This window comes from Clostridium sp. AF17-21AC (assembly GCF_003461365.1).
GTDB lineage: Bacteria > Bacillota > Clostridia > Lachnospirales > Lachnospiraceae > Coprococcus > Coprococcus ammoniilyticus.
The window spans coordinates 424384-441278 of the sequence record NZ_QTWY01000001.1 but is presented as its reverse complement, the minus strand read 5'-3'; the positions used below and the strand labels follow the sequence as shown (position 1 = coordinate 441278).

General features: G+C 43.5%; 15 protein-coding genes. 1 reads left to right on the top strand and 14 read right to left on the bottom strand.

Features of this window, described 5'->3' with window-relative positions:
- Nucleotides 1-16: 16 nt before the first annotated feature.
- From mraY to DWW85_RS01935, 14 genes are all read right to left on the bottom strand, one after another.
- The gene (mraY, locus tag DWW85_RS02005; protein WP_021944491.1) at nucleotides 17-976 is read right to left on the bottom strand and encodes a phospho-N-acetylmuramoyl-pentapeptide-transferase; all 960 of its coding nucleotides are present in this window, start codon (nucleotides 974-976) and stop codon (nucleotides 17-19) included.
- Between the two features lie 71 nt (nucleotides 977-1047).
- On the bottom strand, nucleotides 1048-2778 hold the full coding sequence (locus tag DWW85_RS02000) for a penicillin-binding transpeptidase domain-containing protein (protein ID WP_117807343.1): 1731 nt from the start codon (nucleotides 2776-2778) through the stop codon (nucleotides 1048-1050).
- Nucleotides 2779-2867: 89 nt separating this feature from the next.
- A complete protein-coding gene (locus DWW85_RS01995) occupies nucleotides 2868-5024 on the bottom strand; it encodes a penicillin-binding protein 2 (protein WP_226800979.1) in 2157 nt (718 codons plus the stop codon).
- 108 nt (nucleotides 5025-5132) lie between these two features.
- Nucleotides 5133-5699 carry a cell division protein FtsL gene (locus DWW85_RS01990; RefSeq protein ID WP_021944494.1) on the bottom strand — a complete coding sequence of 189 codons (567 nt, stop codon included), beginning with the start codon at nucleotides 5697-5699 and terminating at the stop codon, nucleotides 5133-5135.
- 15 nt (nucleotides 5700-5714) lie between these two features.
- On the bottom strand, nucleotides 5715-6659 hold the full coding sequence (gene rsmH, locus DWW85_RS01985) for a 16S rRNA (cytosine(1402)-N(4))-methyltransferase RsmH (RefSeq protein WP_117807341.1): 945 nt from the start codon (nucleotides 6657-6659) through the stop codon (nucleotides 5715-5717).
- 17 nt (nucleotides 6660-6676) lie between these two features.
- Entirely contained in the window at nucleotides 6677-7123 is a 447-nt protein-coding gene (mraZ, locus tag DWW85_RS01980) for a division/cell wall cluster transcriptional repressor MraZ (RefSeq protein WP_021944496.1), read from the bottom strand.
- A gap of 514 nt (nucleotides 7124-7637) precedes the next feature.
- The gene (locus DWW85_RS01975) at nucleotides 7638-7940 is read right to left on the bottom strand and encodes a transcriptional repressor (protein ID WP_008402965.1); all 303 of its coding nucleotides are present in this window, start codon (nucleotides 7938-7940) and stop codon (nucleotides 7638-7640) included.
- Nucleotides 7941-8076: 136 nt separating this feature from the next.
- Nucleotides 8077-10788: a HAMP domain-containing sensor histidine kinase gene (locus DWW85_RS01970; RefSeq protein ID WP_117807340.1), complete on the bottom strand. Its 2712-nt coding sequence runs from the start codon at nucleotides 10786-10788 to the stop codon at nucleotides 8077-8079.
- Between the two features lie 38 nt (nucleotides 10789-10826).
- Nucleotides 10827-11516, bottom strand: coding sequence for a response regulator transcription factor (locus tag DWW85_RS01965; RefSeq protein WP_117785483.1), 690 nt, complete (start codon nucleotides 11514-11516; stop codon nucleotides 10827-10829).
- A gap of 635 nt (nucleotides 11517-12151) precedes the next feature.
- Nucleotides 12152-13663 (bottom strand): recombinase family protein, encoded by a 1512-nt coding sequence (locus tag DWW85_RS01955; RefSeq protein WP_117807339.1) that lies wholly within the window; start codon nucleotides 13661-13663, stop codon nucleotides 12152-12154.
- A gap of 94 nt (nucleotides 13664-13757) precedes the next feature.
- Nucleotides 13758-13949, bottom strand: coding sequence for a hypothetical protein (locus DWW85_RS01950; protein ID WP_117807338.1), 192 nt, complete (start codon nucleotides 13947-13949; stop codon nucleotides 13758-13760).
- Nucleotides 13950-14019: 70 nt separating this feature from the next.
- Nucleotides 14020-14961 carry a MobV family relaxase gene (mobV, locus tag DWW85_RS01945; protein WP_117807337.1) on the bottom strand — a complete coding sequence of 314 codons (942 nt, stop codon included), beginning with the start codon at nucleotides 14959-14961 and terminating at the stop codon, nucleotides 14020-14022.
- Nucleotides 14962-15144: 183 nt separating this feature from the next.
- A complete protein-coding gene (locus DWW85_RS01940; RefSeq protein WP_117807336.1) occupies nucleotides 15145-15540 on the bottom strand; it encodes a replication initiator protein A in 396 nt (131 codons plus the stop codon).
- Between the two features lie 111 nt (nucleotides 15541-15651).
- Nucleotides 15652-16065, bottom strand: a complete 414-nt coding sequence (locus DWW85_RS01935; protein WP_117807442.1) for a cysteine-rich VLP domain-containing protein — start codon at nucleotides 16063-16065, stop codon at nucleotides 15652-15654.
- Between the two features lie 348 nt (nucleotides 16066-16413).
- Here DWW85_RS01935 and DWW85_RS01930 point away from each other — a divergent pair, with 348 nt between their 5' ends.
- On the top strand, nucleotides 16414-16857 hold the full coding sequence (locus DWW85_RS01930) for a hypothetical protein (protein ID WP_002596449.1): 444 nt from the start codon (nucleotides 16414-16416) through the stop codon (nucleotides 16855-16857).
- The last annotated feature ends 38 nt before the right edge of the window (nucleotides 16858-16895 follow it).

Here is a 16895-nt window from a genome sequence, read left to right as displayed (position 1 = left end):
CTTCATATCCTCCGTATTAAACAGCCAGTAAACCTACAACACAAAGTACGGCTGTTACTATCGCAAATATTGATACAACCTTTGTCTCAGGCCATCCGGAAAGCTCAAAATGATGATGGATCGGTGCCATTTTGAACACTCGTTTTCCAGTCAGTTTGAATGAAACTACCTGGATGATAACCGATAATACTTCTATAAAATAAATGAATGCCACGATCAGAATAAATAATGGCATCTTCAGCATGTATGCGATCGATGCTACAAATCCGCCAAGTGCAAGAGAACCGGTGTCACCCATAAACACTCTTGCAGGGTATACATTATATACAAGGAATCCTAACAAGCTTCCCATTGCTGCACAGGAGATAGGTGCAAGACCGGATCCGGTTCCGATCGCAACAACTGTAAAGAATGTAGCGATCAATGCTGTTACGGAAGAAGCAAGACCATCCAGACCATCTGTGAAGTTTGCACCATTTACTGTCCCAAGTACAACAAAGAATAACAAAACGATATAAACCCATTTATCAAGAACAACTGTCTTACCGACAAATGGAATAATGATCTCGTTGTTGATCTCGGTATATTTCTCAATATAATATGCAAAAACTGCTGTTACAACGAACTGTCCGAGCATCTTCTGCCATGCACGAAGTCCCAGGGAACGCTTCATAACGACTTTGATATAATCATCCAGAAATCCGATCAGCCCAAAACCAAGTGTTACAAACAATACCGGAAGGATATCCGGATAATCCTTCATATAAAATAACGAGGTAATCACCAGACTCAACAGAATGATCAGTCCGCCCATTGTCGGTGTTCCTGATTTCTTCAGATGTGTTTCCGGTCCATCATCTCGTACAAACTGTCCAAATTTCAGTTTCTTTAAAAATGGGATCACGATCGGGCTTAACACCACGCTGATTCCAAACGCTATAAGTATCGGTAAAATAATTGAAAAATCCAAGTTCATTTCTTTGTACTCCTTACCCGTCATTTCATTTTGAAATGGCTATATTTTTCCTCACGTATGAGGTAATTTTCTTATTCCTCTTTTGGTATTCCCAGATATGGAAGGATATTGGAAAATACCTCCTGTATGACAGGGGCTGCTATCGTTCCTCCATAATATACTCCTGTCGGTTCATCGATCATAACAAATGCCATGACCTGCGGATCATTTGCCGGTGCAAATCCTAGGAAAGATGATATGTATTTTCCGGTTCCTCTCGGATACTTCTCACTGGTTGCTGTCTTGCCGCCAATCCGGTATCCCTCGATCTGCGCCTTGCTGCCTCCGCCTTCTGCCACAACAGACTCCAACAGATCACGCATTGTCGCCGATGTTTCACTACCGACCGCCCCTTGGGTGACCGGATATTGAAGCTCCGTCATAACCTGGCTCTCCGCATCCACCACCTTCATACCGATATGTGGTGTGATCTTATTCCCACCATTTATAACGGTTGCTGCAGCAGTCACAAACTGGATCGGTGATATCTGAAAGGACTGCCCAAATGACATCGTTGCCAGTTCTACCGGTCCGATATCGGAAAGCTTATGCATAATGGAATTTGCCTCACCCGGAAGATCGATCCCGGTTTTCTGAAACAATCCAAGCTTCTGATAGGTCTGATACAGATTCGTGGCTCCTGTCCGTTCTCCGATCGTCATAAATGCCGGATTGCAGGAATTCATCAGTGCATGCCGGAAGTCCTCCGAACCATGTCCTGTCGTCTTATGGCACCGGATCCTGCGATCCTCCACGATCTTATATCCCGGACAGTAAAAGGTATCCGATAAGGATACGGTTCCAGCCTCAAGGGCTGCTGTCGCTGTCACGATCTTAAAGGTCGATCCCGGTTCGTACGTATCACTGACTGTAAAATTACGCCACATATTGTTTAACGCATCCATCTTCTCACCGTCAGTCACACTCTCGTATCCAGCCAGATCCATGTTCAACTGAAATGGCTGGTTCAGATCATATTCCGGCACATCAACCATGGCATAGATCTCTCCATTCTGCGGATTCATAATGATCATTGCCACACGTTTTGCCTGCTTCTCTTCCATAACGGAAAGAGCCGCCTGTGTTGCATATTTTTGTATTGTCAAGTCCAGTGAAAGTACCAGGTCATCTCCCGGTACAGGACTTACTCTCGTTTCTTTTACATTCGGCAGTTCGATTCCCTTTGCATCCGTTACTGTATGAATGCTTCCGTCCTCTCCTGCCAGAATTTCATTATACCAGACCTCAAGGCCAACGATTCCCTGATTGTCTGCTCCTGTAAAGCCAAGAACCTTGGATGCAAGGCTTCCATAAGGATAATACCTTTTATAGTCCTCGTCAACCTTAATTCCGGCAACATTTAATTCCCGGATCTGATCTCCGGTTTCCTTCGCAACGTTTGTTGCGATCAATTCACGGGAGGATACCTTGATTACTTTTTTGCGTATCTCCGCTTCTTCCTTATCCAGATATTCATTCAGAACCTGTATGACTGCTTCTTCATCCTCAATCTGGCTGTGGATGACCGATACGGAACAGACTGCTTTATTATCAGCCAGGATATTTCCATTTCTGTCGTATATCCTTCCTCTTGGTGCTTTGATGCTTCGTTCTCTTTCATGAAGCCCGGTTGCTGCACGATTATAATAATCCGCTTTTGCAACCATCAGATAAGCAAGTCTTCCCATCAGAAAAACCGCAGTCATTACGATCGCTATACATGTAAAATATATCTTTCTCCGATTATAACTATAAAGCTTCATTCTGCCCGCCGGATTTATTTATCCTTATATCTTATTACTTTTTCCGGACAAATATGCCTTTTCTGTCAGTCTGCCAGATATTCCCTTGTTTATTCATCCTGAACTTTGGCTTCTGTTGTTTCTTCGGAGGTTGTTTCTTCTGAAGTGCCATTTTCAGATACTGCTTCTGTTGTTCCCTCAGAGGTTACATTCTCTGAACCGGTATCTTCCGCTGTTGTATCTCCCTCTGCAGTGCTTCCTTCTTCTGTTGTTCCCTCGCCTGTTGAATCTTCTACATTGCCTTCAAATGGAGAGCTGATCGGCTCATCTTTTCCATTATACGTTACATCTTCATCACTGCTCTGATATACATTCATATATGGGAGCAGATCTTCCATGATCGCATGGAATAACAGTGCTCCGGCACCGGATGTAGACTGACTTTCTACATTTGGTTCGTCAACTGCAACATACAGCATGATCTGTGGATTCTCTACCGGTGAGAAACCGATAAAGGATAATACATAATTGCCCTGATTTCTAGGAATCTTTTCTGCTGTACCTGTCTTACCGCCGATCGTATATCCATCAACGGCTGCTCTGGAACCGGTACCTTCTGTAACAACACCTGCCATATACTGCTTCATCAGATCTGAAGTTGTCTTTGAAATCGTCTTGCGGACAAGTTCCGGTTCATTATTCTCTATAATACTTCCATTTTCATCTAAAATCTGTCTGACGGTGTGAGGCGTATAATAATTTCCTCCATTGATCAGTGAACAGAACGCTGCTGCCATCTGGATCATTGTTACATTAATACCCTGCCCAAAGGATGAAGTCGCAAGCTCGACCGGATTCAGTCCTTCTTCATCATACACCAGACCGCTTCCCTCACCGGAAAGATCAATTCCGGTCTGATTACCAAAATTAAATATATCCTGATATTTGGAAAATGTTTCTCTTCCTTCTGATTTTGCGATCTGCATCAAAGCGACATTACAGGACTGCTCTAGCGCCTGCTTTAATGTAATCGTGCCATCACCACTTCGGTTATGACAATAGATCGGAGATGTTCCCTCTGCAACGATCTCATAGCCTTTACAGAAGAATGTATCGCCGTCTTTCACAATTCCGTCCTCAAGGGCACCTGCAATCGTAAAAGGCTTAAATGTAGAACCCGGCTCCAAGATATCACTGATGCAATAATTTCTCCATACAGCATCTAATGCTTCATACGTCTGATCACTTGTCAGGTCATCAATTGCTTTCTGGAATTCATCATCTGTCATAGATGAAAAATCATATGTGATCTTTTCCGGGTCTTTCTGTTCCTCGGTTGTTGCTTCTGTCGTATCTTCAGAAGAACCTTCCTCGCTGCTGTCTTCTTCTGTTGATGGTTCTTCCGTACTTTCTGTAACGGTAACCTCCATATTACGAAGTGCATCCGTATTCATCGGTTCGTTCGGATCATATCCATAAGAGGTACTCATGCCAAGAACCTCTGCCGTATCCGGATCCATTGCGATAACACCGATCTTCTTTGCACCGGTCGTCTGCATATATTCTTTTATATTATCTTCAATGATCTTCTGGATATTCAGATCGATCGTAGACACTACAGTATAACCATTCTGTGCAGGTACTGTAACGGATTCTACGGTATTATCATTTGTCAGATATCCATATGTCTTTCCATTTACACCATTCAGGTAACTGTTATAATAACCTTCGATTCCACCCTGTCCGACATTTCCGCTTACGGTATATCCAAGCAGGTGACAGGCAAGACTGCCATTTGGATATTTTCTTTTGTATTCCTCCTCAAACCGCACACCAACGACATCTGCACCATCTCTTGTATTGCAATATTCCTGAAATGCTTTTACATCTGCATATTCAAGCCCTTTCATGGCTACCTTATAAAAGGAATCTGTGTTCTGCATACATTCATCGAACTTTGCATCTTCCATTCCAAAATATTTGATCAGTGCTGCCTTTGTTGCCTCTTTTCCCTTATCCGTACGCAGGATATTTTTGGGCTCCAAAATCAGATTGTACACTTTCTCACTGGTGGCAAGAATATTTCCATTTCGATCCACAATGTCTCCCCGTTCAAACGGAATATCCAGACTGTCGTAGGTCTTCTGATCCAGTACCTCTTCCTGATACTCCTGTCCTTTTGCAAGGCTGATATAGATCACACGTCCGATAAGCACAACAAAAAAGAGTAATGCGATACCAAATATTATAACCAGTCTCTGTTTCATTCTCCTAAGAAAATTCTTTGCTTTTGTCGACATATTTTTCCACCTTTGATTTTATTTTTATATTCTGTATCTTAACAGGTTCGGGTATAACGCAAAATTTCCTGAGACTTATTTGGTCTCAGGAACATTTTTGTACTGTATAACATAATCGTCACTGTTCTGTGGATAGTACACAGTCTGTCCCGGCTTCGAATATACCATACCAAGCTCAGTTGTTGCAATCTTATATATTTCATCCAGATCTGTCATGCTGTCAAGTCCTGAACTGTATTCTGCATTTACATTTAACTGTTCATTCAACTGGCTCTGCAGTGTACTAACTTCATTTTTTCCTTCTTTTACATCTGCCATTAATTTCAGCATTACAAAGCACAAGCCTACTGCACATATTACAGCAAATGATAAGAATAATCCATGTCTTAATTCATCGACCCATCTTCTGTCTCTCTGTCTGACAGCCGGCGCCTGTTTGGTTCTTACCTGTTTCTTTCTCTGTGGCATCTGCTTTCTTGCAGGTGTTGCTGTCTGTTTCTCCTGTCTTCTTCTGGCAGGGCGTTCTGCCGGCATCTCTGTTCTTCTTGCCGGTTCATATTCTCTTCTGACCGGTTCTGCTGAATAATCCAGCTTCCGGACTGTACTTCCATCTATGTAGTAGTGATTCCGTCTTTCTGACATTTTAAAACACCCCTTTTATATATTCATACCTTTTTCAAATACCCGGAGTTTTGCGCTCTTGGATCTTGAATTTGCTTCCATTTCTTCTTCTGTTGGAAGAATTGGTTTCCTTGTTATCACTTTTCCTTTTGATTTTCTTCCGCATGTGCACACCGGAAAATTCGGTGGGCAGATACACGGATTTTCATTTTTACGAAATGCATTTTTTACGATTCTGTCTTCTAATGAATGGAATGTGATGATACATAATCTTCCGCCTGGTTTCAAACAGTCAATCATTCCATCAATGGAATTCGTTAGTACTTCAAGCTCATGATTTAATTCAATACGAATTGCCTGAAATGTCTGCTTGGATGGATGTCCCTGTGCATTTCGTACTTTTGCAGGAATTGATCCACGGATGATATCGTTTAATTCTTCTGTTGTTTCAATCTCTTTTTTCTCACGATACTTCACAATATGGTATGCAATACTTTTTGCAAATCGTTCTTCGCCATATTCTTTGAGTATATGAAAGAGTTCCTGCTCGGTATATCCATTTACGATATCCTTTGCAGTCTTTGTCTGGCGGTCGTCCATCCGCATATCAAGGGGCGCATCAACCCGATATGTGAATCCTCTATCCGCATTGTCGAGTTGATATGAAGATACGCCAAGATCCAGCAATATCCCGTCCACTTGAAGTATATTTAGCTCGTCTAGTATGCTTTTAAAATTCTGATAGTTATCTCTTACGACTGTAATGCGGTCACCGTACTCCGCCAGTCGTTCTTTCGCTGTCGCGATCGCCTCACCATCCTGATCGATGCCGATCAGATGTCCATCCGATCCAAGTCTTTTCGCTATTTCTCTCGAATGTCCGGCTCCCCCAAGGGTTCCATCCATATAAACACCATTCGGTTTGATATTCAGATTTTCAATGGTTTCATCCAGTAAAACCGATGTATGTTTAAATTCCATAACTACCACTTCTGTCCTTATATTCTGAAATCCAGTTCGTCCAGCTTGTCTGCAATCTCATCCATGTTCAGGGATTCTTCATTATTAATCTCATCCCATGCTTCCTTATTCCAGATTTCTGCTTTTTCTCCGTTTCCTATGATGACAACATCTTTTTCGATATTGGCAAATGTACGAAGTGTCTGTGGAATGATCACTCGACCCTGTGCATCCGTTTCGCACTTTACTGCTCCTGAGTTGAAGAAACGCTTGAACTGTCTTGCACTCTTATTCGTCATCGGAAGCTGGTTCAGCTTGTCCGCAAACTGCTGCCATTCATCATTTGGATAAACGTACAGACAATTGTCCAGACCTTTTGTGATCATGAAGGTGCAGCCGAGTTCCTCTCTAAGCTTGGATGGCATGATAAGTCGCCCTTTGGTATCTAATCTGTGTTCATATTCACCTGTTAAACACTTGGACACTTATTCCACCTTCTTTCGACTCATTTCCTCCACTTTGTGGCACTAATCCACCACTTCACTCCACTTATAGGGTAATTCTATACTACTTAACTAAAAAAAGCAACCACAAATATGAAAAATTCACATTTGCGATTGCCTTAATTTTTCATGTAATGTCTGGAACTTCAAGATGGTATGGCACTGTATATAAACACACGACCTGCTGCGTTTCTATTCGACTCGCACGCCGATTTGTCAGCAGTCGCCCTAACTCACCCTTATGGGTTCAAACAAGGGCTTGGTGCTGACAGCTAGTGCAAGTCTCATAAACGAAACTACGCAAACGTCGATGTTGTTTATATACAGCGCCATACCATTCTGAAATTCCAGACTTTTTAAAAAAACAAGCAACGTACCCCTTAATTTTATCTTTACCATATAAAAAGGACATCCACGCCATTGTGGATGTCCCGTTTGTATGTTTGTATGTGTTTTTACACCTGAGTGTACATTCCAGTGGGGGATGATCCCATTTTTAGAAACACGCAACCTTGTACATATTCTTTCTGCTGATCACACCTATGTCTTCCAGAGTGTTCACCATTCTGTATACCGTTGCGATTCCTATGCTGTCATCTCTTTTGACAGCCTTGTAATATATTTCCTTACAAGAAGAACAGTCTTCATCCAGAATAATATCTAACAGAATGCATCTCTGTTTTGTAATGCGAAATCCCTGTTTTCTAAGCTTCTCGATCACTGCATCCTTCCGGTTTGGTTCTCCCTGATATCTTACATAACCAAACACATTGTCATTACGGATTTCCTGAACAATCATTTTATTCCTCCATTTTATATCAATAAATATAACTACTACGTTCTTATGTTGGTTAGTATATTCTAACATTCGTTAGTTGTCAATAATTATTTATATATTTTGTGGACAAATAACTGTTTTTTCCGAATCCCGGTAACTACTGTTCAATATCTATGGCTTCTGCAGCTTCTGTCTGATCCACATCCTGATCTTCCTGTGGTTCTTTACAGTATGCAAATGCGATCACAGCCTTAAACAGATCTCCATCGATCACGATGTTAAAATCCGCATGTTGAAGCTGACACAAGCTTCTTGTAATGGATAAGCCGAGTCCGCTTCCCTCTGTATTTCTGGAACTGTCACCTCTTACAAAGCGTTCCATCAGTTCATCACTTGAAATATTCAGTGGTGCTTCTGATATGTTCTTGAACTCTATACATACCTTCGCAGGTTCTTTGATGCTCTTTGTAAGATCACGGATCACATTTCCATCTTCATCGGTTATATAAGTATTTACATATAACCGAGTCCCCGGCATCGTATATTTGAATGCATTATTTAACAGATTATCAAATACTCTCCAGAGGTGTCTGCCATCTGCTTCGATCCCTGCGCGATCCTTTGCGAGATTCGTTACCAGCGTGATGTTCTTCTGCATCAATTTGTCAATATATTCACCGGATGCCTGTTCTGCGATCATATTTGCATCCATATTTACAAGCTCTACCTTTACATTTCCGGTCGAAGCCTTAGAAGCATCCACCAGATCCACGATCAGCTTCTTTAATCTTGCCGACTGTCTTGCTATTACTTCTATATAAGAAGCCTCAGGTTCTTTTTCGATATCCTCCTTCTGAAGCAGATCGACATAGTTAATAATCGAAGTAAGCGGTGTCTTGATATCATGCGATACATTCGTGATAAGCTCCGTCTTCATCCGTTCACTTTTCATCCGGTCATCTACCGCAAGCTGGACACCTTCATTGATATGATTCAGATTCTCGCCATGTTCTTTGAACTTTCCAAACATGAATCTTGTATTTACCTTGTGACCGTACTCGCCCTTTGCAAGCTGGTCTCCACCCATGAAAAGCTCCTGCATCATACAGACAAATCCCATATAGGCAATTGCACAGACAATCTTCAGCAGCATTAATACAATAAATCCAGCTTCATTTATATATACAGCATTAATAACAAGCAATGCCACTATAATTTCAACGATCGTAATTACGATATACAAAAGGAACGCTTTTATTATAAATGGAACCTTGCTGAATACATACCGGAAAAATGCGGTTATCTTTCCCGATTTTCCAAATAGTTTGCGACCCAGTCTGACAATCCATGATGTATTAAGCAGATTCGACTGTTTGACTCTTGCGATCAGATTGTTGATCAGTAAAAGTCCGACCGTACAGATACAACCCAAACCGATCAGACATACAATAGTCTCAATATCATGTCCTGTAATATTGCTATCAATAAAATAATGAAGCCGGTCTGTATCGCTGTAACTATAATAAGCATATGATAAGGAATAACTGATATTCTGTGCAAAAGCAATCAACAGACTTATCAAAACGACTATTCCAGTCAATATAATTTCAACCGGAACCTTTTCTGTTTTTCTTACAACACCGTCTTTACCGGATAATACCATACTTGTGATCATGAATATGATACACAAAACAAAATCAAGTCCAAAGAAGAGCAGGATTCTGTTCTTTCCCGAAGCAGCCTTGCTGATCGCCTGTAGGCTCTTATTCATACGTGAAGAAACGTCAGATGTGCCGTCGATATATAAATTACCGGAAGCATATATCGTAATATCGTCTCCTGCATAATTGCCAACGATTACGGTATATCCATCTTTTATGATCGGATAATACATATCATTCTCCGCATCATACTCATACTGCTTTGTCTTTCCGTTTGCTGTGATCGTTATCTGATCACCGTTATAGGAAATCGTTACTCCCTCCGGCGTGCTGTATGAACCGGAGCTCTCTATTTCCTCCTCCATTGTTGTGGAATCTTCTGATGTTGCAGACTCTTCCGATATTCCTGAATTCTTGGTTTCGGCTTCCGTCTCTGCTTCCGCATCTGTGGTATATTCCTCCAGATCACTCAGATCAATTCCATAATCATCAGACACCTCTGACCTGGAAAGAGCTGCTTCATCCGGCATACGCAGGTTAACATAATCATAATTGTTTCCTTCTTTTTCCACACCGATACTCTGTGCTTCCTTATAGGTATCATAGCTCAGGATCTTTCCGGTAGGAATACCGATCGTTGTACTGACAACTGCTTTCTCTCCTAAAACTCCATATACTAATGCTTTTTCCGGCAAATTATCTGTCTGTGCCAACATAACGGAATTAGATTCACCCGTTTTTGAAGAATCCCAATCATCACCAACACCCACATACAGATCTGTTTTCGCATATCCATATGTTTTCTCCAAATCCTCTTCATAGGTACGATCATATTTATTAAATGCATTTTCCTTTTCCGATAACAGCATCAGAAAATCACTTGCATCGACAACATTATCATGATTCATATCCTTTTTCTGCAAAGCATCGGGATCGTATTCATAGTCTCCCCATTCATCATCACTGTAACTGATATCCAGAGTATTTCTAACATACTCGGCACCACGATTCATACAGTTAGTCAACATCTCGCTCTGATAATCCGCTTCCAGCTCTGCCCGCAGCTCCGATTCCGATCTGCCCTGAAAGATTCCGGCTTCATACATATCAAGCAGTACATAACCCAATATAAATCCAACGCTGCAGGTGATAAAAAATAACGTATAGATCAGTAATTTAAAGGGATTGTTATTTTTTAACTTATTCATGTTTCACATTCTCTATTCCTGTCAGACTGTATAGAGGTTTACTGATATTCCATCTTATAACCTCTGCCCCAGATCACCTTGATATATCTTGGTTCTCCGGGATTGATCTCTATCTTTTCACGCAAATGACGGATATGGACAGCTACCGAACCTTCGGCTCCAAGCGGTGTTTCTTTCCAGACTTCCTTGTAAATATCTCTCGGTGAAAATACCTGTCCCGGATGTTCCATCAGAAGTCTTAAAATATCATATTCTGTCGGTGTCAGACTGACCAGTTCGCCATCGACCGTAACCTGTTTGGAATTATCATTCAACTCAATTCCCCCGATCACGATCGCATCTTTCTTGATCTGTCCGCTTCCAAGCTGCATATATCTTCGAAGCTGCGATTTCACTCTGGCGATCACCTCTACCGGATTAAACGGCTTGGTAATGTAATCATCTGCTCCAACCTCCAGTCCAAGGATCTTATCTGTATCTTCACTCTTTGCGGTCAGAAGGATAACCGGCAGATTCGTCTCCTCGCGGATCTTTAACATCGCTGTGATCCCATCCATCTCCGGCATCATGATATCCATTAACACCAAATGGATGTCATGCTCTTTGATCTGCTCTAACGCTTCTTTTCCGTTGTAAGCTTCATAAATATTGTAGCCGGATGTTTTCAGGTAAATCTTTAAAGCTGATACGATATCTTTCTCATCATCGCAAATTAATATATTATACATTTTTCTCTCCTCGTCTGAAAATATGATCGTTGTCTGTATCTTATGGGGTACGTGTGCGCACCACGCATTCCTTTTTAGGATACAGCAAACCGCTGATATTTTCCATATCTTTCTTTGACGGTATCATTGTAAGGCTTTCTACCATTAAGATACAATTTGGGATATTCTTAAGATTTATTAAGATGTGTCTATAAATAACCGAACGATAGAAGTATGGAATGATATATCTTCATTTCGAAAATCTATCAAGCAAATTTTTGAATCAAAATGAAAGATACATTACATATTATTCCGTAAGACGCTTCCGCTCGTATCTTCGTGCAGCGGTACATAAAGTTGCAAAAGACGCAACTTAAGTACCGAGGCGAGTAACTGAGACCTTAGCGAGGCTTGCCGAGGTTAGTTCGAAGTTACACAGAGTGGATAATGCTTACTACATAATAGTAATGATATCTTTCATTTTTCCTTAAAGCATTAACACACAGATAGATTTTCCGCATGAAATATATCATTTCAGACTTCTATCTGTATATTGGTATGGCAATATAATTATTACACATTTGTTTTTACAAATCTAAAGTACAGTTTACAAGGGACTACACAGGGTAACGGTCTGACGGGAGGTGTGCCGCCCGTCAGATTTTCCATGTGATGTTCAAGCTGTCGCTTGTAGCGGCTATGGTGGTAATCATCAAATCCACCACCCGCCGCTTGTCGTCAAAGGATACATTGTCCCATGTGTCGAGGTAGCCGGAAATCTGGCTGACCTGTTCCGGGCTGATGGCTTCCACCGTCAGCTCAGCTATCTGCTTCACAAGTTCCTGCTTGCGTCCGTCCAGTTCCGCTATCTTCACATTCACATAGGAGAGCAGGACATTGTTTGCACCCGTCAGACTGTCCACCAGCTTTTCAATCTCGCTGTCCACATGGGCAAGCTCCACTTGCAGTGCTGCAATTTTCGGGTTTGCCTTTGCCGCTTTCTTTCTGCCTGTCAGCGTCTTGTAGCTTGCCAGTTTCTTTACCATCTGCTGATAGACCACCGCTTCCAGTTCGGAAGTGATGATTTTCCCGCACCCCGGACAACTCTTGTTATCCAGCCGTTTCGTACAGCGAAGGTATTGCTTGCCGGAGGGATTGAAGATACTCATAAGGGCATACCCGCAGTTCCCGCACTTGATTTTTCCCGCCAGCCATGTATGGGTGGCTTTTCGGGCAGACTGGATTTTCATGTTGTTCATCAGCTTCTTGCGGCAGGTCAGCCAGATGTCGGAGGGGACAATGCCCTCATGGGGAGCCAACACCAGCATTTGGTCTTTCAAGTCGTTCTTTTTGCTGGGCTTCACATCTCGCCCTTGATACAGATAGCAGCCGTTCATACCCGTAAAATCGGCAGCGTCATTGACAATGACTGTCCCTTGACTTTTGAAAAACTCGTACACATCAAGGTCTGCCTGCACATAGACAGGATTGCGTAACATCTGCGCCAGCGTGGGGCGTATCAGTTCTTTACCGTTGAATAAAATCCCCTGTTCGGCAAAGTACCGGGTAATGTCCCCGTAGGAGGTTGTGGGCTGGGCGTACATCTCAAACATCAGCCGGATATTTGCCGCTTCATCTGGATTTACCACCAGCTTCTTTGTGTTGATACCGTCCATCTTAATCGGCTCTGTATGGAAGCCGTAAGGGGCTTTCCCACCCATCTTGAAGCCTCGCTGGCTGCGGGAATAGTAAGCGTCCGTTACCCGCTTCTGTATGGTTTCCCTCTCAAGTTGGGCGAACACGATACAGATATTCAGCATCGCCCGCCCCATCGGGGTGGAGGTATCAAACTTTTCCGTAGAGGACACAAACTCCACATTGTATTGCTGTAACAGCTCCATCATATTGGCAAAGTCCAGAATGGAACGGCTGATACGGTCGAGCTTGTAAACCACGACCTTTGCAATCAATCCCCGCTTGATGTCCCGCACCAGTTCTTGAAATTTTGGACGGTCTGTGTTTTTGCCGCTGTACCCTTTGTCTGTGTATTCCTTGCAGTTACCGCCTTTCAACTCGTATTTGCAAAATTCAATCTGGCTTTCAATGGAAATGCTGTCCTTTTTGTCTACCGATTGTCTTGCATAAATTGCGTCTATTCGATTGTTCATATTGTCGCTCCTTTTCTTAAAAAAGAAACGGAGCTGCTGACAGTTTTATTATACCGCCAGCAACCCCGCAAATCAACGATGGCTTCGGAAAATCTTATGCCCCGGCTTCCTCACTCTGCCGCTTGTCGGCATACTTGCGGAACACCTCATAAAGCTGCTGTTCCAGATCCCGGCGTTTTGCCGCCTCCTGCTCCGGCGTGAACACCGGGGAGAGATTTTCCAGCGTGATTTCCTTTCCCTGAAAAGTCACGACTTCGGTTTCTTTCTTGTATCTGATATGCTCCATAGTACCTCCGTATTTAATTTTCAAAGTGCAGTGCCGTCATGCTGCGGCGTGAAATGTTTTCTGTCATCAATCACCGTTCCCTTGTGTGTCGCTGCTGCCGTTTCAGTTCTGCCAGCACCTCCGGCGGGATACGGTCTACCAGCCGTTGAATGTCTTTCAGTTCGCTTTCCAGCTTTGCCCGTTCCATCGTATCTTTCATCTTGCCTTTTTCGCTGGCTTTGGCTCTGGCTTCCAACTGTTCATTTTCTGCCAAAAGGTCGTTTATTGTGACCTTGTATTTTTTGAGCTGACCGGAGAAGTTCTCCATCTGCGGAAACCACTTTTTCAGCAGGGAGAGGGCTTCCTCTTTCTTCTTTCCGGCGTTGAACGGGGTAATACCGTCCAGCGTGGCTTCAATGGCTCTTGCCTGTTTGGAGAGATTGACCGCCTGCTTGAACAGGCGGGTGGGGATATACTTCCTGCCTGTCTTACTGGCACTTTCCCCACGCTCCAAGTCGGGATATTTCTCCACCATATAGGCGTGAAAATCGTCCTGCCATTTTGTGAGGTTGGCTCTGTTCCCGATGATTTCTTTTGCACACAGGCGGTTGTCCTCTGTCAGCGGGACAAAGACCAAATGCAGGTGGGGCGTTTTCTCGTCCATGTGTACCACCGCCGACACGATATTTTCTTTCCCTACCCGCCCGATTAAGAAATCAGCCGCCCTCTGGAAAAATTCCTGTATCTCCTTTGGGGACTTCTTCTTGAAAAACTCAGGGCTGGCGGTAATCAGCGTATCCACAAACCGGGTGCTGTCCCTGCGGGTGCGGCAGCCAGCTTGTTCAATGCGGCTTTTAATGAAGTGATAGTATCTGCTCTCCGGCTTGATGATGTGGAAATTGTACTTGCTCCGGCTGGTGTCAATGTCGGGATTGCTGGCGTACTGTTCCTTTTGTCGTTCGTGGTGGGCTTCCAGCGGTCTTGCCGGATTGCCCTTGTGTTTTTCAAATCGCAAAATTGCGTGTTGTGCCATGAAACCCCTTTCCCCATTCCGTTCCCTTCCGGGACTTTTTCACAGGAAAATCCTGCAGAAAATATCTCGGATAGGAAGGGAATGGATAGAATATAAATCAATATTTTTATCTCTGTATTTCTATATACCGTCCGATTTTCGTACTTCAAGAGGATTGATTATCGTACTTGTGGGGTACGCTTTTCAGCCCTCCGGCGTACCAAAACGGGATTTCTTGAAGTCGGTGTTTGAAACCGCTTCATAGGATTTTGGGTAAATACAGTTGGGTTTTCCACAGCCCTGCTTCTTAATCTCAATCAACTCCGCATACTGCAATTCCCGCAGGGTGTTGACGGCTTTCTGCCGCCCACAGTGGAGCAGGGCGACCACCTCGCAGATGGGATAATACAGGTAAATGCGCCCGTATTCGTCCGCCCAGCCGTTCTTGCGGGATAGTTCTGTCCGGCGCAGGATAAAGGCGTACAGTATCTTCGCTTCGTTGGACAGGGGCGTAAATGTAGGTGCTTCAAAGAGGAAATTCGGAAGCCGGGTGAAGCTGACCGATTTCTCCGGCTGATGAATATAAATCGTGTTTGTCATAATGTGCTTTGTGGACAGTTAGAACGGCATTTCCGGGGGTGGACGATACTTTATACCACCTGCCCCGTTTTGGGGCTTGCAAAGCCTGATAAATCAAGGCTTTTTTCACTCCTAACTGTCCACAGCAGACCTCCTTTTCCGTTCACTTTCTGTTTTCTGCCGCCTGTGAACTCTGGCGGCACAGCCGGGGCAGTATTTTGCCCGGTTGGATTTGGGGACGAACACTCTGCCGCAGACCGCACAGCGTTTCAAGTCCTTATCCCGGAAAATCTCTGCTTCCAGCGTCCCGATTTGCGGCAAGACCGACCAGCGGAACCACTTACAGCAGACCGAGAAAGAAATGGTCTGGGGGCAGGTGTGGGTGTCCCCATCGTCAAGGAGCATACAGTTCCCGTCCTCATAACAGCAGCACTCCCGGCGGATCAGGGTGTTTGCCTGTTTCCTCTGTGCCGGTGTCATGCGGTAAAGGGAACCGTCCTGCCTGCGTTCTATGGGCGGCAGTCGTTTATATGGGGTCTCTCTCATGTGTTCCCTCCATTTTTCCTTAGCCGTTCTCCCCGAAAAGGCTTCCTGCCCCATTCCTGCGGCGTGTTCCAGCGTTGGCACGCTCCCCGGACTTCGGGACATTTTGTCCCTAAGTGGCTCGTTGCGGTGCTTCCCCTGCCGGGGTATTCCTTTTCGGACGGTCATTCATTTTTTAAGGTGCAGCTCATCGATGAACTACCCTAAGTCTACACCTAAAAGACCGCCCGCCCCGTATATCCATAAGGTCGGAAATCACCCCGGAAAACTCTCTATTTCCACGCTCTCGGAATTGTGGTAAAATGGAAGAAACGGAACAGGAAATCGAAATTTGAAAGGAGAATTGTGATTATGATAGAGTTGGGTACATTCAAAAAAATATTGGAAGAAAATGAAGAACGTTTTCCATTACTAACGCTCGATGAATTTTTCAATGGAAATACAGAAGAGGACTCCATTGCTCCGAACCAATGGGAATTTGGGCGACCGACTCTTTCTGAAATATGGGATATGCTACAAAAGATTGAGTTAATGCCTAACATAGCGTGGGTGCGTGTTGCTCTGCACGATGATACAGAAATCGTAGAAAACAATGGGGCAGAAGAATTAGTTCTTGCAGGAGATTCAATCGTGATTTGCACAACCATTTTGCCTACGGAATTAGAAAAATTAGTAAATTGCGAATGGCTATGCTCTGACGGAGTAATTACAATAAAGGCATCTGAATTAAATATTTATTCGTGTGTACCACCAATTCCAGAAAACTTTAATTGTTTGGAAATCGTGTGGGACTAATCTACAACTTTCAGTTTATCAAGCAGACAAGGAGGGAG